The organism is Cohnella sp., from assembly GCF_041641335.1.
Lineage (GTDB): Bacteria > Bacillota > Bacilli > Paenibacillales > Paenibacillaceae > Cohnella.
The window spans coordinates 51,246-70,149 of record NZ_JBEPYQ010000005.1; the positions used below are offsets into that span (position 1 = coordinate 51,246).

General features: G+C 58.3%; 10 protein-coding genes. 1 reads left to right on the plus strand and 9 read right to left on the minus strand.

The window, feature by feature from the left end:
- Positions 1–601: 601 nt before the first annotated feature.
- Together ACESLM_RS02745 and ACESLM_RS02750 are read right to left on the minus strand one after the other, a co-directional pair.
- The gene (locus tag ACESLM_RS02745) at positions 602–1,054 is read right to left on the minus strand and encodes a VOC family protein (protein ID WP_372629777.1); all 453 of its coding nucleotides are present in this window, start codon (positions 1,052–1,054) and stop codon (positions 602–604) included.
- Between the two features lie 552 nt (positions 1,055–1,606).
- Complete coding sequence (locus ACESLM_RS02750; RefSeq protein WP_372629779.1) at positions 1,607–3,652, minus strand: beta-galactosidase; 2,046 nt, start codon at positions 3,650–3,652, stop codon at positions 1,607–1,609.
- Between the two features lie 119 nt (positions 3,653–3,771).
- Between ACESLM_RS02750 and ACESLM_RS02755 the strand changes: the two genes are divergently transcribed.
- Positions 3,772–4,659: an AraC family transcriptional regulator gene (locus ACESLM_RS02755; RefSeq protein WP_372629781.1), complete on the plus strand. Its 888-nt coding sequence runs from the start codon at positions 3,772–3,774 to the stop codon at positions 4,657–4,659.
- On the opposite strand, the gene ACESLM_RS02760 is transcribed toward ACESLM_RS02755, so the two are convergent.
- From ACESLM_RS02760 to glgB, 7 genes are all read right to left on the minus strand, one after another.
- Positions 4,587–5,315: a DUF1361 domain-containing protein gene (locus ACESLM_RS02760; RefSeq protein ID WP_372629783.1), complete on the minus strand. Its 729-nt coding sequence runs from the start codon at positions 5,313–5,315 to the stop codon at positions 4,587–4,589. The genes ACESLM_RS02755 and ACESLM_RS02760 overlap by 73 nt on opposite strands.
- Before the next feature lie 326 nt (positions 5,316–5,641).
- Positions 5,642–10,741 (minus strand): CBM96 family carbohydrate-binding protein, encoded by a 5,100-nt coding sequence (locus tag ACESLM_RS02765; RefSeq protein WP_372629785.1) that lies wholly within the window; start codon positions 10,739–10,741, stop codon positions 5,642–5,644.
- Positions 10,742–11,042: 301 nt separating this feature from the next.
- Positions 11,043–13,019 carry a glycoside hydrolase family 15 protein gene (locus ACESLM_RS02770; protein ID WP_372629787.1) on the minus strand — a complete coding sequence of 659 codons (1,977 nt, stop codon included), beginning with the start codon at positions 13,017–13,019 and terminating at the stop codon, positions 11,043–11,045.
- Positions 13,020–13,034: 15 nt separating this feature from the next.
- Entirely contained in the window at positions 13,035–14,462 is a 1,428-nt protein-coding gene (gene glgA / locus ACESLM_RS02775; RefSeq protein ID WP_372629789.1) for a glycogen synthase GlgA, read from the minus strand.
- A gap of 35 nt (positions 14,463–14,497) precedes the next feature.
- Positions 14,498–15,610, minus strand: coding sequence for a glucose-1-phosphate adenylyltransferase subunit GlgD (glgD, locus tag ACESLM_RS02780; protein ID WP_372629791.1), 1,113 nt, complete (start codon positions 15,608–15,610; stop codon positions 14,498–14,500).
- Entirely contained in the window at positions 15,607–16,773 is a 1,167-nt protein-coding gene (locus ACESLM_RS02785) for a glucose-1-phosphate adenylyltransferase (RefSeq protein WP_372629792.1), read from the minus strand. The genes glgD and ACESLM_RS02785 overlap by 4 nt, the downstream gene beginning before the upstream one ends.
- Positions 16,774–16,808: 35 nt before the next feature.
- A complete protein-coding gene (gene glgB / locus ACESLM_RS02790; protein WP_372629794.1) occupies positions 16,809–18,737 on the minus strand; it encodes a 1,4-alpha-glucan branching protein GlgB in 1,929 nt (642 codons plus the stop codon).
- Positions 18,738–18,904 lie beyond the last annotated feature (167 nt).

An 18,904-nucleotide genomic window follows, 5' to 3' on the forward strand; every position in this document is an offset into this window, starting at 1 on the left:
GGTACGATGTGACTTGGTGGATTGGCCGAACGTTTCTGGGCATCGGTCCTAAGCACCTGCAGGCGTATCTTGATCAATTTTGCTATTATTACAATCGCGGCAGATCCACCCTCTACGTTCAATTACTCGCGGATTGCATCCATTCTTCTAGAATCACCTATGCTGAACTCACAAAGTCCAGTGGCCGTTCCCGGTCCGGCAGATTGACGCGAGCTTCACGACAACAATCGCTTAAGCTTGGATGATCTGCTCCTTTTCGAACGGAACGAGGCTAATCCCTCACACTCCACAATCTCGTTCTTTTTCAATGGCTATGTATATCCTGATGTTGATCTTTACGACAAGAAAACCGCCTCGTTGAAGAGACGGTTTATTGAGCTATCGTACCCGTTAGTTGAGTTCCTCTAATTTGGTTATGCATTGATTTCCGTTAAAGTTCATTTATCACGAAGTCCCCCGAGTTAGAACAGGTTGCAGCGAGCGCGATACGGGTAGTCGATGCGGGAGTACTTCCTCGTTCGGGATCGAGGGTCGCCTAGACCCGGAGCGTGAATGCAGTGTTTATATGTATATTTCAGTTAATTATCCCTTTAAACGTCACTCATTTATTATCAAGTTGTTCCGCCAAACCGATTAGAAGTCCTTCATTTCCACGGATGTAGCAGAGCCGATAAGAGTCCTCGTACTGAACCACTTCGCCAACAAGCTGAGCACCATGTTTAGTGAGTCTGGATACCACTTCGTCAATATCTTCAACGGTGAACATGACGCGTAGATAACCGAGGGCATTTACAGGAGCGGTCCGATGATCTGATATAATAGGTGGGGTGAGGAATCGCGAAAGTTCAAGCCGGCTGTGGCCATCTGGGGTAACCATCATAGCAATCTCTACACACTGTGAACCCAGCCCGGTTACACGACCAGCCCATTCCCCTTCGACAGTAGCTCGCCCTTCAAGCTTCAAGCCAATCTCCTCGAAGAAAGAGATTGCGTTATCAAGGGATTCTACAACGATACCAACATTGTCCATTCTTAGTAATTTGTTTTTTGCCATAGTTTTATCTCCTCATCTGTACAAATTTATTACCTGATCATCTTCATCGCTTTATTCTACCAGGAATTACTAATTACTTCCAAACTTCTAAGAGAAAAGGCACTACATTCATATTCAAAATATGGTGCAGACAACCTGAGCAGACGGGATACCGGCAAAAGAACGGAAAAGGCGCTACGTACGTATTCAGAACTGGCGCAAAAAACTGACTGGACGGGATACCGACAAAAGGAGGAAAAAGAAACTACATACAGATTCAGAATGCGGTGCAGAAAAACTGACTGGACGGGATAGCGGCAAAAGAGGCTGGGAACGGTAACTCAGCACAGGAGCACAGGCTTTCCGCCGCCGATCGGCACGAAACGCCCGCACTCCCTATATCGCTGTATTCCTGTATTCCTGTATTCCTGTATTCCTGTACTCCTGTACTCCTGTACTCCTGTACTCCTGTACTCCTGTACTCCTGTACTCCTCTATCGCTAGATTGCTATGTCGCTATATTCCTGTATACCTAGATTACTGTGTTGCTAGCTTGTTATGTCGTTATGTCGCTTAGCCGTCCAGCTTCACGATCCACAAATCGCGGCCCGGCAGCTCGGTCTCGCCGCTCAGTGTGCGGCCGCTCAGCAGATCGACGCCCGTCCGGTCGCCCAGAGATACCGAAGCGGCTTCAGCATTGTGATTCAAGACGAACAAATAGCTCGTTCCGTCCTTCTCCCGCACGGTCGTCTCGACGCCTTCCGGGGCCGAGGCGACCTGCGGCGCGATGCCGCGGGAGGCGCACAGCTTCGGCAGCCAATCCTGCAGGAACGCTTCCTCCGGACTCGTCGCCAAGTACCATGCCTCCCCGCTTCCGAACCGGTTCACCGTCAGCGCTGGCATGCCATGGTAGAAATCTTCGCCGTACTCGGCGACGACTTCCGCTCCCTCCGAATGAACGAGATCGCACAGCATGCCGCAGGAATACGAGGCCCGCAATCCATCTACCGGATTTCGGACGACGATCGTGTTGCTCTGGCTAGGCAGCAGCGCGTCGATCTCCTCAGCCCAGATACCGAGCAGCTTGCGCAGCTCTCCCGGATACCCGCCAAGCGTGACGAGATCGTTCTCGTTCACGATGCCGCTGAAAAACGTCGTGACGAAAGCGCCGCCGCCTTGCACGTAATCTTCCAACCGCTTTGCGACTCCGGGCTTGACCATATAGAGAACCGGCGCGATGACCAGATCGTATCCGCTCAAATCCGCTTCGACGGACACGACGTCCGCCGCGATGTTCGATTTGTACAGCGCGTCGTACATCTTGTGCGCCTCGTTGACGTACTTCAAGGCCACGGTCGGACCGCTGGACAGCTCGACCGCCCACCAGTTCTCCCAGTCGAACAGGATAGCAACCTTCGCCTGCACGCGCGCGTCCAGCAAGGAATCTCCCAGCTCGAACAGCTCTCGCCCCAACTCAGCGCACTCCCGGAAGACACGCGTATGCTCGTGGCCGACGTGCTCGATAACCGCGCCGTGGTATTTCTCGCACGCTCCGATCGAGCGTCGCAGCTGGAAGAACATAACCGTGTCCGCGCCGCGCGCCACCGCCTGGTAGCTCCACAGCCGCATGACGCCGGGACGCTTGAGCGAATTGTACGGCTGCCAGTTCTGCTGACTCGGCGTCTGCTCCATCAGCATGAACGGCTGGCCGTCCTTCAAGCCGCGCATCAGGTCGTGCATCATTGCCGTATAGCTATGCGGCGTATCGAGGCCGGGGTAGTTGTCCCACGAGACGACGTCCAGCTCCTTCGCCCACTTGTGGTAATCCAGCTCCTTGAACGCGCCCATCAGGTTTGTCGTCACCGGAATGTCCGGGGTATGCTTTTTCACCGCGTCGTATTCCAGCTTGTAGCATTCCAGCAGACTGTCCGATTGGAACCGGCAGTAATCGAGCGATATGCCCTGGAAGTTGGACGCCGTCCGGCCGTTCAGTCCCCGCCATTCCTCACTCAGCGCACTCGGAGGCACAATGTCCTCCCAATCGTAGAACGTATGGCCCCAGAAAGCCGAGTTCCACGCCCGGTTAACCGCCTCGATCGATGCGTACCGACCCTGCAGCCATTTGCGGAAAGCTTCCGCGCAATTGTCGCAATAGCAGTAGCCGCCGTATTCGTTGGAGATGTGCCAGATGAGCAAAGCCGGATGGTTTTTGTACCGCTCGGCCAGCTTCTCCGCCATCCTCACCGAATATTTGCGGTACGTCGGACTGTTCGGGCAGGAATTGTGGCGACCGCCGAACTTGCGTTTGCGCCCGTCGAAATCGACCCGCAGCACGTCCGGATACTTCCTCGCCATCCAGGCCGGATGCGCCGCCGTGCTCGTCGCCAGGCAGACGCCGACGCCGCCGGCTTGCAGCTTGTCCATCATTTCGTCCAGCCAGCCGAATTCGTAAGTCTCCTCGTCCGGCTGGTTGCGCGCCCACGCGAATACATTAAGCGTCGCGACGTCGATGCCGGCCAGCTTGAACATTCTCGAGTCCTCGTCCCAGACCGACTTCTCCCACTGGTCCGGATTGTAATCCCCGCCGTACCATATTTTCGGCTTATGCGCATTGATCATCGAAGGCACCCCATCATATTGTAAAATGTCGTATCTAATTCGATTATATAGGCAGGACAGAACCTTAACCCATATAATAAAATAGTATAGACATATAAGAATATGGAGGTAGTATAGAGATGATGCGCCGAGCCGTTCCGCCTATTCCCGCGGAATCCCTGCCCTTGCAGCTGGAGACCATCGGCAACAACCCCGATCAGGAGCCGATCCGGCGCCCCGAAGGGTATCCCTGCTATCACTGGCTGCAGACGATCGAAGGAGAAGGGGAGCTTCGCGCGGACGACATGAGCTTTAAGCTGCCGGAGCGGTCCGGCATTTTGCTGCCGCCGAGACGGCGGCATTACTACTTCGCCAAAAGCCCCGTCTGGAAAACGGCCTACGTCACGTTCGCGGGAACGATGGCCGACGGGCTCGTCTCGGAACTGGTCGGCTCGCTGCCTGGCAAGATCCAATGGGATGGCGGCGACGATGCGATAACGGAACAAACGGAGAACATGCTGAGGCTGGCGGAATCGGGACAGGACGCGTCGGGGTGGCAAAGCTCGGCGGAGATGTACCGGTTTCTGACGCTGCTGCGGACGAACGGAAGAAGCAACAACCTGCCGTCCCTGAACCGTCGTTTGGAGAGGGTTCAGGACTTGCTCCAGTGGCTGGAAAAAGAATACGCCAACCCCGACTTGGGGTTGGCGGTTATGGCGGAAAGATTGGGCATCGGCGAGCGTCAGCTGAACGAGCGGTTCCGGCAATCGTTCGGGCAGACCGCTTACGCCTACCTCATCCAGCTGCGCCTGCGCAAAGCGAAGGAGTGGCTGCCCTCGCGGCCGGACTGGAGCGTGCGCCGAATCGGCGAGGCGGTCGGGTTTCGCGACGCGAGCCATTTCGTCGCCACCTTTCGCCAGAAGGAAGGGTTGACGCCCGAGCAATACCGCAGGCTTCACGGCCCTTCGCCGATCGTTGCGGACGAAAAGGAGGGTCTCCGGTTCCACCCGAGGAACAGCGACACGTAGACGATCAGAATGAGCGAGCCGAACAGAAGCGTGAATCCGGCCGCCTGCGCGTTGATTCCTTCCAGCACGCCTTCAATCAGGCGGAACGGGCTGAACAGTACGTCCCAGCTGTTCAACCGGACAACTCTGCCCAGATAGACGCCGAAGCCTCCCAGGAATGATACCGTCAAGATGAACGCCCAACCCGCCATCAAACCGAGGTAATGGCTGACGATCTCGTGAAAATGCCGCATCGACAAGTAACCGAGCAACAAGCCGCACCAGGAGAACAAAAAAAACATGATGAGGTCGTACCATAGAAGCAAGCCGTCCTTATCGTAACGATTGTAGAACGTATCTAAAATGAGGTGGACAAAATCGGTCGTCAAGTAGGGCGCATTCGGGTACAAAAGCAGCCAAGCGACGCCTAGCACCGCCAGTCCCGTTCCCAGAACCGCGCCCCGGGCGACGCGAACAAGAGTCAAGGCCGCCATCGATACGATCAGCGGAAGCCAGGCGAGGAACAGATTCCATAACAGGAACCTGTACTGCACGTCCTCCATCCGAAGCGCCCTTATCGCGATAAGAGCCGCGCATAACACCGACGTCGCAGCCAGCACGTAAAACAGCGGTTCGACGATGTCGGGAGCGAATCTTGCTTTTCTCGATTTCCCCATTTTCTCTCCTCCTTGTTGCCAAATAAGCCGAAAGGCTTTCTCTAGCAAGTGCCCCGAATAGGCAAGCGAGCGCGCATCAATGCGCATCTGTCCACAATTGTACCAAAAGTGGAGCTCGTTTCCCAATCGCCCCACTGACCGAAACGCTCTCCATCCGCGTGAAATTTGAAAGATTGTCGGAGACGATTCAGATAAGGATAGCGGATTTTATACTTTCTGAATCGTCTATGTAAAAAAGCCGCCATCATTGGCGGCTTTCCTTGCCGAGCAGAGATCGATCTGGCCCGGACGCCATTGCTCTAAGCCTGCCGAGATTAATCGGTCGCTTATGCATTCCCGCATCCATTGCCATTGCCTTGGCCGCAGCCCTTGCCTTTATCGCCAGCGGCACGTATGACCGTGATCATATAGGTTTTCGTATCGCCATTCTCCGCCGTCACCTCAATCGCGATCGCCGACTTCCCCATCGGCAGCGAAGCCATGTAGATGCCGTCGGCTGCCTCCCCCCCGATTCGAACCCTCGCCTCCGGATGAGCGGTGCGGAATGCCAATTCCAAGCTCGACACCCCGCGCGCCACCCTCACCGTGTAGGATGAGATTGAGGGAGCGAATGCCGGATTCAACTCGCCGGGAACGATCGACAATTGTTCAAGATCCGCGTTAGCCGACAGCTCTTCTATCGTAACCGACGTTCCTTCCGATTGATGATAGTTCAATCCCGTATTGTTAAGCACATTGCCGCGGAGAACGATCTCCGTTCCGGCCGCGATCTGGATACCATTCGTATTGTCGATGATCGTATTGCGTTCAATCCGTACCTGATGCGGATCGCCGGCACCGACATTGTTGGCGTTCTGGTCGCCGGGATCGCGCTTCAGCAGGATGCCCCAGAAGTCTGCCGCCGTATTGTTGAGAATGCTATTGCCGCGAATGATCGTTCCGGGACCGTTCATAACCAGGATACCGCTCGCACCCTCGACCTGATCGGTCAGTTCGATCCGATTTCGCTCGATCACCGTATCCGGCGTTCCCATCGTAACCGCGATACCCTCGCGGCTATTGCGGATGATATTGTCGTGGATATAATTTCCCGGCCCCGACTTGCTATGGTTGCTCGGCGCCGTGCCGCCGGTGTTGCCCAGTCCGATGCCGCCGCCGGTCAGGATATTCGTAATGAGGTTGCCGTAAATTTCGTTCAAATATTCCAATTCGCCATGCAGATCGATTGCGTCCAGCTTGATCCGGTCGAACCGGTTGTTGCGGACGACGTTGTTATGCGCGACAAACTGGATCAACACCCCGTGGCGCAAGTATGGCCCCTCGAAAACCGAATTTTCGACTACGTTCCAGATCGTATCATTAGCGTACCCGAGCCGGTCGACCTTGGCGATTCCCTGGATCGAGACCCCATAGCCCGCTCCGCCGCCACCTACATCCGTAGCATTCCGGAACGCGCTGTTGCGGATGACGATGTCTCGGCTGTTGTCGATTCGTACGCCCATTCGCATATATTTCTCGACCGTCACGCGTTCGACCGTAATGCGATAGGACGGATCCTCGCCGAAATTCGCGATGACGATCTGGCTGTCGGGTCCGCCCGCCGCGGGATTATTGTTGCGGTGGTCGGTTGAATATTCCCCGTCCCAGGTCGAAGTTAGCGTCAGATCGGAGATGACGAGATCGTGCTGTCTCGACGCCTTCAAGGCGGCGCTATTCCTCACCTTGTCGAGCGATGTTTTCAGGATTGTACCGGTCTCGCTTTCTCCGCGGAGGTTGACCCCCGACTTCAGAGCGAGATTCGTGACGCCGTCCGGCGCGCTAAGCAGATTGTACACGCCATTGGGCAGATAGACCTCGTCTCCTGCTTCCGCGGCCTGAATCGCGGCTTGAATCGCCGGACGGTCGTCCTGATTGTTATCCAGCGGGTCCGCGCCGTAATCGAGCACGTTGATCGAACGTCCCGTCACCGGATTTGGCGTGTGGAGCGGCCGCACGGTCCCGTCGGCCTCCCGCATGCCGGGTTGGGTGAACGGCACCGCTCCATCGGGGCGGCCGGGCTCCGTATACGGAATGAGGGCTACCGGCGTATCTCCATGCGCAAAAGGCGGGTAAAGATGGACAGCCGTCAGGCTCGTAAATACGGATCCGTCCGAATTCCCGTAGCCTGTAATCCGTACATAACGGGCATCCGCATCGGGGATATCGAACGGCTGCATCGCTGTCGTACGGCCATTGCTCGATCCCTCGAAGCCCGCAGTCCATACCGAACCGTCGGAGGACGTCTCGATCCGGATGGACGTCGTTCGCATATCTCCCTTGTAGAAGGCGATCCCGACGTAGCCGATCCGCCGGATCTCGCCCAGATCGAATCGGATCCACTGCCCTGCCCCGGCGGCCGACCACCGCGTATATAGATTATTGTCCAGCGTGTTGAATTCGGGATTCCCGTCGCTGCCGCTAGCGACGACATCAACGACCGGAAGCGGCTCGATCGGAGCGGCTAACGACGCACGCTCAAGGGTGAGCGGCTGGCTCACATTGCCGGCGACATCGATTGCCGTCACCGTGAACGTATACGCCGTCGCCGGCGTCAGTTCCTGCACCCGGTAAGATCCGGTATCCGTGGTGCCCTGCAGCACGCCGTCTCTGTAAATGCGGTAATGCGCGACGACCGTATTGTCAGCCGCCTGAGGCCAACTCAGTTCGACGAAGTCCGTACCCAGGTTGGCTGCGGACAACTTTCCGCCCTCCGGCCATATGGGCGGATCCGAATCATTCCCATAATCGATTTCCTCGCTGACGACCAGCCGCGGCTTCGGATTGCTGCTGCTCGTCGTTTCCTTGGAATAGACGTTTACCGATATGCCGCTTTGCCCCGCATCGCCAACGATGAAGGCAACTTGGCTCCGTCCCTGCGCAATCCGGCTTTGGATATAATCCGTCACGTCGACCTCATAGAGCCTCGTCGTGCCGGAATCGACAGTAAATGAGCCGATCAGCGCCGTCGGATCGAGGCTCGTAACCGGGGCGTTGTTCCAGGTCAGCTCCGTTTCGGACCAGGAAAGATCGTCCAAACCGAATACGGACAGTTCCACGCCGAGTCCCGAGGAGCCCGTTTTCGCCGAGACATACATCTTATACGTGTAGTCGGCTGACGATGCCGAAGTGATGTCGTACTTGAAATAGACGATCTTCGACTTGGAGGAATCGGAAGAGATGCTGAATAAGCCGACGCTGGATCCCGTTTTCTCGTTGAAGTTCGTACCGGCATTGGCCGCCGTGCTGTCGATGGCCGCATCGTCCGTCGGCATCAGGGTCGCCACCTCGGTAACGATCTTCTGCGGCGGTTCCGGATTCGGATCAGGGTCAGGCTCCGGATCGGGCGAGGGTTCCGGATCCGGATTCGGGTTCGGGCCGTATCCCGGCTTATACACGATCGGCTCCGTCACGACCCGGTTCTTTACATGCTGGTCCAAGAACGCCCACGCCTCGGCAGTGGCGATCGTTTTGGCCACGCCGGTGAAGCCATGGCCTTGCCCCTCGACGAGTTGGAAATCGACCGGTTGCACGCCGCCTGCCGTTAACTGGTTTTTTAAGACGATGCTTTGATCATAGGGTACGGTTCCGTCCGCCGTCCCGTGGCGAATCCAAAACGGCGGATCGTCGGAGGATGCGTAGGTTCCGGGCATCGCCAGCCGTGCCTCGTTGGGCACCGACAGTGCCGGATGGCCGCCAAGCAGTTTCGTAACGGACCCGTTCCCATTTGCGAATTCCGTCGTAAAGTCCGCCGGACCGAACCAATCGACAACAGCCTGCACGCGTGTGGAGTATTCCGGATACCCCCCCGTGCCCTCCAGATCGGGAACCGGCACCGTGTTGCCGTTGTCCAGCAAGATCGGCTGACCAGCCGGCAGATCGGCTGTCGTGCCGAGCAGCGCTGCCAAATGGCCTCCCGCCGACGAACCCCAGACTCCGATTCGGCTCGGATCGATATGGTACTGTTCGGCATTCGCCCGCAGGTAGCGGATTGCCAGCTTCACGTCCTGAATCTGCGCGGGATAAGGCGCTTCCGGCGTGAGCCGATAGCTGAGCGTCACTCCGATATAGCCTTTGGCAACGTAGTTGCAAATGGCTGGCAACGCAGATTTCCGATCGCCGTGATTCCATCCGCCGCCGTGAATATATACTACTACCGGCATCGGCTCATTTGGGGGCGTCTCCGGCACGGCGATGGACGTGTAAAGCTTGCGGCCGCCGGCCATGCCGATCTCGACGTCCTCGTACAACGTGACTCCGGCAGGCGGAACGAACGGCGGCGTCTCTACCGGATCCGGAATCGGCACGGGTGTCGGTGCCGGCTCTATTCCAGGGATTCGCTGTCCGCTCACCGAAAAACTGTCGACATACATATTCCCCATCATCGTCTCCCCGACCCGAAAACGAATTTTAATATTCGGATTGTTGTTTGCGCTGCTGTCCAGAGACCATGACTTCAACGTATTTCCCTGACTCGTCGTACCGGCCGGAAGCTTAAACTCCTCAAGCGACGTCCAGTCGGCCCCTCCGTTGCCGGACCACTCGACTACGATGCTGCCGGAGCTGTACGACGACGCCCGCGTATAATACCTCACGCTTATATTCCCGTACCCGGCCAGATTCATCGGCAATGCCAGCGCGTCCGCGCCGTCGATCTTGACCATATTCGGGACGGAGGGCGCCGAGGCCGACGCCGATGTCCGAGCTGCGCTGCCGCCGCTGCCCTCCTGAATCCATGGAGGCGGCACCGTCACTCCGCCGCCCGACCCGAACACATCCGGGTCGTCGAACGTCTCCGCATAGATCTCGAGCTCCGGTCCTTCCGGATCCGGGATCGGTTCGACCGGTCCGGATACCGGTCTGCCGTTCACCTCGACTTCGTCGATGTAGACCGCATGGCTCCCGGAATTTGCGGCAAAGCGCAAGCGCAGATCAGCCAGATTTCCGGCTATCGCCGGCAGGTCGAATTGCTTCTTCATGAATGTACCTAGCGGACTTTGGATGACCTCTAGATTCTGCCATTGCGTCCCGCCGTCGGTCGAAAATTGCACGGCCAGTTGTCCTGCGTAGTTACTTCCCGTCTTGTAGTAAAAGCCGAAACGAATATCCTCGTACCCCTCCGTGCTGATCGACAATCGCAACGCGTCGGTGTTGTCCAGCTTGGCGCTGTGCTCCCCGGCATATCGCGTCGGCGAGAGTCCCGCTTGACTGGCGCCTCCCTCCTGAAGCCAATTGTCCAGCGTCTCCATCCCGTCGCTGAAAATCGTCCATGCTGCTCCCTCCGCTGCGTACAGGTTCGGAGCATGCGATGGAAACGGCCCTATCCCTCCCAAGCAAACGCATAGAAAGATCATGAACACCTTAAAATTCGACCTTCTCGTCAAGCTCATCATCCCTTTCTCCCTTCACGGATAAATGATGATCGCCATGCATGAAAGCGCTTCATTTTTAAGGGTAGCATCGAATCCGCAACAGAAGAAAGGGACTATTTTTAGGTGCGATTTGTTTTATTTTAGATTTTCCGGAAAATGCAGCGAGTGCCGACGTTTCCGCCGGCACTCGCAACTCGCATAGGTGGACCTCCTGCGACGATTTTACTAGATCGGTTACATGGATAAAGACCGTATCCATTTCCTGTTGGCGGTCGGACTTTTCAATACCGTCAACTTCCTCCTCGCTTATCGAATGCGTTTATCCGCCAGCCCCGCCGGCCTGAAGCTGCTCCAGCTTGCGCACGTACTTGCACACCGTCGACACGTAGGTGGCGTGCGACCAGGTGAGCGGAGCGACCGACAGCGGCTCGCCCGTCTCCGGGTGAAGCTGTTCCGGCAGATTGCCGCCCGCGAGCGCGAAGCCGGCTACCCTCTCCAACGTACGGCGCGGCTCCTCCAAACCCGACGGGTCCCTTGCGGTCTCGATCTGGAAGTTCGCCACCCACAGCGTGCAGATGATCCACGGATTGCCTGGCACGCGTTCGATGTCATCCGACTGGCGGAAATAGTAGTCGTTCGTGTAGCGGGCGATGCCGCCGATGTCGGTGTTGATCCGCAGCCTCTCCGAGATCGCGCCCATCGTCTTCGCGACCCGCTCGTCGTCCGCCGGGAACACGCCGAACTCGAACAGGCCGAACATGCTGCTCTCCACCGTCATGTCCTTCACCCACTCGCCGTCCTGGTGCACGAGCCCGCGCGCGTACCGCCCCGACTCCTCGTCCCACAGCCGCTCCTCGATGCCGCGCTTGACGCGCTCGGCCACTTCGCGATACTGGTCGCTGCGGTCGTAGTCGCCGAACAGGTCGGCGAAATACGCGGCCGCCATCAGCCCGCCGTACACCGAAGCGACCGTGTACGTCCAGATACCGTAGCGCTCCTCCCACAAGTCGTAGCTCGGCTTCGGCAGATCCAGCCCCGGCTCCATGTAGTCGCACAGGAAAGCGGACGCCTTGCGGATGAGCGTGCCGTACAGCGACTGCGCCAGCTCGATCTCGCCGTGCCGCGCGTAATCTTTCCAGAGCGCGTACAGCACGAGCGCCGTCTCGTCCTCCTGGATCGGCAGCCGCGGCACGCCGTTCACCACGTAAGGATGCCAGCTCGACCCGACCGTCCCGTCCGGGTTGTACTTGTGGTGCAGATAACCTTCCGGAGACAGGTTGCGTCCGCAGAAGCGGAAGAAGGAGGCGATCGTGCCGTGATAGCCGGCCAGCGACATTGCGTCCGCGATCAGCGCGCCGTCACGCGGCCACATGTAGCTGTAATGATCCCGATTGTACTGCAGAATGTCCGTGTCGTTCGCCGCGATAATCGCGCCGCGCTCGTCGGTCTGCGTCTTGACGATGAGCAGACTGTGCTTGAACTGGCGGACGACGGCGGACGGCAAGTCCCCGAAGCTGCTGCCGACGCGCGACAGCCAGTGGTTCCAGTAGATGACGATGCGGCTGAGCAGCTTCTCGGGATGGCTCTCCTGCACGTACTGATCGAGCCGCTTGACCTCCTCCATGTTGTCCCCGACGGACATCCAATAGTAGACGGTGCGTTCGCTCCCCGCAGGCACCGACGTGCGGAAGCTGATCGTGCTGTCCACCGACCCCTGCGAGATGGCGTTGCCCATCAGCTCTCCGTCTTCGGCGTCCCGCCATGTCCCTTCGGCCGAATGGAACCTTTTGATACCGGTAGAAAACTGAAAGATGCCGCCCTGGTCCGACTTGCCGTTAAACATGAAATACGACGATCTCTTATAATGGAAAATGGTGCGGTTAGTCGGATAGAAAGCGGCTGTATCCCCGACTTCGTTGCCGTCGATCATCAGGTCATGGTGGAAAAATACCCGGACGTCCCGTTCGTGTTCCCGCAAATTCCGCACGACGACGCGCTTCAGATAGATGCTCTCCCGCTGATGAATGCCGTCGTTCAGCTGCAGCTCCAGCCCCAGCCGATCATGACGCGCCGTGACGTTCGTGACGAGCGAATCCTCGATGTATCCGAGCTCGATGACCCAATCCGGATCGTCCAGCCAGGCGAAAGCTCCGTCGCACCAAATGCCGAACCGGCAAGCGTGCCCCCCGACGTGATTGAGCTGTCCCACGTACGGGAAATAAACGTCCCGTATAAAACAGCTGCTGTCCAAATTGACGAGCATTTTTCCGTTTCCGATGACCAGATGACGTGCCATGCTATCCTCTCCTTCTCAGCTGACGAGCTCGCGGTATAATTTGCAATAAAGCTTAGCCGATGACTCCCATCCGTAATCCTTTTTAGCGCCGTTAGCCACGATCCGCTCCCAATGCTCGCGGTCCCCGTAGAACGCCAGAGCGCGGCGAATCGTGTACAGCATGTCGTGCGCCGTCGGCGGGCCAAACGTAAAACCGTTTCCCGTACCGGTATATTCGTTATACGGCGCAACCGTGTCTTTCAGCCCGCCCGTCTCGCGCACGATCGGCACCGACCGGTAGCGCAGGGCGATCAGCTGGCTGAGTCCGCACGGCTCGAAGCGCGAAGGCATCAAGTACATGTCGGAGGCCGCGTAGATCCGCCTCGCCAAGCCTTCGTTAAAGCCGAACCAGAGCGCCATCTTGTCCCGATTGGCCAGCAGCGCGTCCCTCAGCATCGCTTCGATGCCGGGCTCGCCGGAGCCGAGGACGACGAGCTGAACGTCCAGCTCCATCAACTCCGGCAGCGCCTCCGCGATCAGGTCGAAGCCCTTCTGCTGCGTTAGCCGGGAGACGATGCCGACGAGCGGAACGTCCTCCCGCTCCGGCAGGCCAAGCTCCCGCTGCAGCGCAAGCTTGTTCTGGAGCTTCTTCTCCAAGGAGTTGCGGTAGTTGACCGCCAGGTGAGGATCGCTCATCGGATCGTACACGTCGGTGTCGATCCCGTTCAGGATGCCCCACAAATCTTGCGCGCGTTGGCGGATGACGCCGTCCAGCTTCTCCCCGTACTCCTCGGACTGGATCTCGTGCGCGTACGTGTAGCTCACCGTGGACAGCTTGTCCGCGAAGCGCAGCCCCGCCTTCATGCAGCTGGCCGCCCCGTAAAATTCCAGGCTGTCCTGCGTAAACGAATCGTCTCCCGTCGACAGCAGATCCTGGAGCAGCTCTCTGGAGAAGACGCCTTGATACTGCAGGTTGTGAATCGTGAACACCGTCCGAATGTCCCGATAGCCCGGCCGGTTGGCGTATCTCGTCTTCAACAGGAACGGAATGAGACCCGTCTGCCAGTCGTGGCAGTGCAGAATGTCCGGCAGCCGATCAAGCTTGTCCAGCATCTCCAGCACGGCGAAGCTGAAGAACGCGAACCGTTCCGCTTCGTCGCCGTATCCGTACAAATACCCCCGCTTGAAGTAGAACTCGTTGTCGATCAGAATGAAGCGGACTCCGTCGACCGTTACCTCCTGAACGCCGCAATACTGCGTTCGCCACCCGAGCCGGACTTCCATGACGGCGATCGTCGTCACGGCGTCCGCGATCGCCTGCGGAATTTCCCCGTACTTGGGCAGGACGACCGTCACCTCCGCCCCCTGCTTCGCCAGCGCCTTGGGAAGGGCGCCGGCGACGTCGGCCAGCCCGCCCGTTTTCACGAGCGGCATCGCTTCCGATGCCGCGAACATCACTCTCATTCGCCCGCCCCCTCTTCGTCTGTGAACAAACTCTCTTAAATCACCTTGCGCTTGAGCGCGATGAACGGCACTTCCGACGAACCTCTGAGCTGCGTCTGCGGGCGAATCTCCACGTCCTTATCCAGAATGCAGCTGTCGAGCGCGCCGTTCTCCCCGATGACGCCGTTCTGCATGACGATGCTGTTGCGGACGACCGCGCCCTTGGAGACTTTGACCCCGCGAAACAGAATGCTCCCCGTGACCGTTCCTTCGATGTCGCAGCCGTTGGCGATCAAGGAATGCGTGACGTCGGCCCCGCTCCGGTAATGCGTAGGCGGTTCGTCCTTGACCTTCGTGTAGATCGCGCTCGGCTTGAAAAACAGCTCACGCCACACTTCCGGCTGTAGCAGTTCCATGCTGTGCCGGTAATAAGCGGCGATGTTGTTGACGACGCCGAGCACGCCCTCGTGCATGTACGCGTGCACGCGCAATTGGTTCAGCCGGGACAAGATTGAATGCCTGACGAAATGATCGCGCCCTTGGGCCAGCGACGTCTCCACCAGATCAAGCAGCAGCTCCTTGCCGAGCACGTACATCTCCATCGAGACGATGTCGCTGTCTAGACGTCCGAAGTGATCCTGCATTTCGACGATCCGTCCGGTCTCGTCGACTCTCGCCTTCCTGGCGAGGCCGGGCGTCCCTTCCGGGGTTTGCTTGCAGACGACGGTAATGTCCGCCCCCGATTCGCGGTGCTGGTCGAGCACCTTGGCGAAATCGACGTTGCATACCATGTGGCTGCGAGCGATAACGACGTGATCCGAGGCGCTGCGGGCGAAGTAGTCGCGATGCCGGTAGAAATGGTACAGATCCCCTTTGCCGAAATCCGTCTGATCCTCCATCGACGGAGGCAGCACGAACAATCCGCTCTGCTTCCGGTGCAGATCCCAGTTCGCTCCGGAGCCAAGATGGTCCATCAGCGACCGGAATTTCCGGTGCGCGAACACGGCTACCTTCGGAATGCCGGAATTGACCATCGAGGACAGCACGAAATCGATCAGGCGGTATCTGCCGCCGAACGGCACCGTCGCCAGGCAGCGGTTGGCCGTCAAGGCTTCCATCTCGTCCGCTTCGTGAATCAGGTTGATGACTCCCGTCAAGGGCAGCTTCATACCGGTTCAGCCTCCTTTTGCTCCTCGGGCAGACGAATCGTCTCTCCGCTTCCTACGACCGCGATTTCCGCCGCATCGACGCTGCCGACCCGGCAGCCGTCCCCGACGACGGCTCCTTCGCCGACGATCGCGCGAATGATCTTCGCGTTCTTGCCTACGACCGCGCCGGGCATCAGAATCGAATCCTCCACCAGACTGCCTTCGCCGACCTGCGCGCCGTTGAACAGCACCGAACGGTTAACCGCGCCTTCGACGACGCATCCTTCGTTAATGAGGGAACCTTGCACTCTGGCGGTCGGCGCCACGTATTGCGCGGGCTGGTTCGGGCTTGCCGTAAAGATTCGCCACGAACGGTCGTTCAGCTGCAGCGACGGACGCTCCTCCAGCAAATCCATGTTCGCCTCCCACAGGCTGTCGATCGTACCGACGTCCTTCCAATAGTCGCTGAATTGATAGGAAAACAGCCGCGCACCGTCCTCCAGCAGCGTCGGGATGACGTCCTTGCCGAAGTCGCCCGACGACTGCCGGTCCGCCTCGTCCCGGATGAGCGCCTCCTTCAGCACCGACCAGGTGAACATGTAGACGCCCATCGACGCCAGGTTGCTGGTCGGATTTTTCGGCTTCTCCGCGAATTCGACGACCCGTCCGTCCTCGTCCACGCTCAAAATGCCGAATCGGCTCGCGTCCGCCCACGGCACGCTGATGACGGCGATCGTGGCGTCCGCGTTGTTTTTCTTATGAGCATCCAGCAGCAGGTCGTAGTTCATTTTATAAATGTGATCTCCCGAAATGATCAGCACGTATTCGGGATCGTAGCTTTCAATGAAGCCGAGGTTCTGATAGATGGCGTTGGCCGTGCCCTTGTACCACGTGCCGCCCTTCTGGCGGACGTAAGGCGGCAGGACGTGCATGCCTCCCTCGCGCCGGTCGAGCCCCCAAGGGGAACCGATTCCCAGATGCTGGGTCAGCACGAGCGGCTGATATTGCGTCAGCACCCCGACCGTCTCGATGCCGGAATGCACGCAGTTGCTGAGCGTAAAGTCGATGATCCGGTATTTTCCACCGAAAGGCACGGCGGGTTTGGCCAAATCCTTCGTGAGAACGCCCAACCGGCGGCCTTCGCCTCCGGCGAGCAGCATGGCGATGCATTCATTTTTGCGCATGCGCATCAATCCTCTCTGGTTAGTTGACTAGCTTTCTAGCCGGCGTCCGGACGATCGCTCTCCGCCTCCCACAGCAGGACGGTCAGAGCGGGCATCGGGATTTCGATGCTGAACGCTTTGCCGTGCATGGGAACGTCCTTCGCCTGGACCCGATCGGGCATCGGAGCGCCGGTCCCCCCATAGTCGGAGCGGTCGCTGCTGAGCAGCAGCCGATACGTCCCAGGCCGGTGTACGCCGATTCGATAGGCGGGATAGCTCTGCCGGGAAAAATTGCACGCGACGACGACAGGGTGTTCGCCCGACTTGCTCGTGCGCTGGAACGACAGCATGCACTGGGCGGCGTTGTTGACGTCGATCCACTCGAAGCCGTCCGGACGATGATCGTTCTCCCAAAGCGCGGGCCGATCCAGGTAGACGCGGTTCAAGTCGCGAACGTATCGGCGCATGCTGTCGTGCAGCGGATATTGCAGCAGGCTCCAGTCGAGCCCGGCGTCGTCCTTCCATTCGTCGAATTGCCCGAATTCGCCGCCCATGAAGAGCAGCTTCTTGCCGGGATGGGTCATCCAATAGCCGTAAAATAATCTGAGATTCGAAAATTTCTCCTCGTAGCTTCCCGGCATCTTGTTCAGCAGGGAGCGTTTGCCGTGAACGACTTCGTCGTGCGACAGAGGCAGAACGTAGTTTTCGGAATAGGCGTAATGCATGGAAAACGTGATGAGAGAATGGCGGTCGGGTCTGCGGGCGGGATCGGTCTCCATGTAGCGGAGCATATCGTTCATCCAGCCCATATTCCACTTGTAATTGAATCCGAGGCCTCCCAGATAGGTAGGCGAGGTAACGGCCGGATAGGAGGAAGAATCTTCTGCCATCATGAGAGTCTCGGGATAATAGAGAAAGACGGTTTCGTTCAGCTTGCGCAAAAAGGCGAGCGCTTCGACGTCCTCGGTGCCCCCATAGCGGTTCACCGTGCGCATCGAATCGGGTTTATCGAAATTCAGGTCGATCATGCTGGCCACCGCGTCCACGCGCAAGCCGTCGATATGATACTTATCCAGCCAGAACAGCGCGTTGGAGATCAGGAAGCTCTGCACCTGGGGCTTGCCGAAGTCGAAGGCGAGCGTCCCCCAGAGCGGCTTCTCCGCGCGGCGGTAATCGGACGGCTCGTAGAGCGGCGTTCCGTCGAACAGCCTGAGCCCGTGTTCGTCCTTGCAGAAATGGCCGCCGACCCAATCAAGCAGCACGCCGATGCCGCTGCGGTGGGCGCAATCGACGAGTTCCATCAGCCCTTCCGGAGGCCCGTAACGGCTCGTGGCGGCGTAGTAGCCGGTCGTCTGATACCCCCATGAGCGATCGAGCGGATGCTCGGCGAGCGGCAACACCTCGATGTGCGTGTAGCCCATGTCGCGAACGTAGTCGACGAGCTCGCGGGCCAATTGCGGATAGCTGCGGAATTGCTCCGGCGCATCCATCCTCCAGGCGCCAAGATGCGCCTCGTAGATGAGCATCGGTTTGTCGTACGGGGGATTGCTTTTTTTCCGCTCCGTCCAGCCCCCGTCCCGCCATTCGTAGCGGAAGAGCGAACTCACGACGGAAGCCGTGTTCGGACGCAGCTCGGAGGAGAAGCCGAACGGATCGCTCTTCAGACGCCGTTCCCCCCGGGAATCGACGATCTCGTACTTGTAGCGAAGCCCTTCGCCCAGGTTGCGGCCGAAGCCGGCCCACACTCCGGTCGTTCCGATCCTCTCCAGCACGATGGCGCGGGAACGATCGGCGCTGCTCCAATCGCAGAAGTCCCCGATGACGAACGCTTCGCGCGCGTTCGGCGCCCAGAGGACGAAGCGAACTCCCCATTGACCTTCTACTTCCATCACATGTGCGCCAAAGGTAAGGTATGCTCGAAATAGCTGCCCGGTATTGAACAGGTACAGGTCGTCCGATGACACAAGAGCCGGCGATGCCTGCATGCAACGTCACCTCCCTAAGGGCTTTTCGGAACCGAAACGTAAATTCGACATCAAGTTTTGTTAATTTTCTGTCAACTTTCCTCACAACTCACACGAAAATTACATTCATTATAACGAAAAACCTGAAAATTATCACCCCATTTTCAAAAAAGTCGTAGGAGAGATCG

Coding starts and splice junctions, on each gene's coding strand:
- ACESLM_RS02745 (WP_372629777.1), bottom strand. CDS start 1,054: ATGGCAAAAAACAAATTACTAAGAATGGACAATGTTGGTATCGTTGTA.
- ACESLM_RS02750 (WP_372629779.1), bottom strand. CDS start 3,652: ATGATCAATGCGCATAAGCCGAAAATATGGTACGGCGGGGATTACAAT.
- ACESLM_RS02755 (WP_372629781.1), top strand. CDS start 3,772: ATGATGCGCCGAGCCGTTCCGCCTATTCCCGCGGAATCCCTGCCCTTG.
- ACESLM_RS02760 (WP_372629783.1), bottom strand. CDS start 5,315: ATGGGGAAATCGAGAAAAGCAAGATTCGCTCCCGACATCGTCGAACCG.
- ACESLM_RS02765 (WP_372629785.1), bottom strand. CDS start 10,741: ATGAGCTTGACGAGAAGGTCGAATTTTAAGGTGTTCATGATCTTTCTA.
- ACESLM_RS02770 (WP_372629787.1), bottom strand. CDS start 13,019: ATGGCACGTCATCTGGTCATCGGAAACGGAAAAATGCTCGTCAATTTG.
- glgA (WP_372629789.1), bottom strand. CDS start 14,462: ATGAGAGTGATGTTCGCGGCATCGGAAGCGATGCCGCTCGTGAAAACG.
- glgD (WP_372629791.1), bottom strand. CDS start 15,610: ATGAAGCTGCCCTTGACGGGAGTCATCAACCTGATTCACGAAGCGGAC.
- ACESLM_RS02785 (WP_372629792.1), bottom strand. CDS start 16,773: ATGCGCAAAAATGAATGCATCGCCATGCTGCTCGCCGGAGGCGAAGGC.
- glgB (WP_372629794.1), bottom strand. CDS start 18,737: ATGCAGGCATCGCCGGCTCTTGTGTCATCGGACGACCTGTACCTGTTC.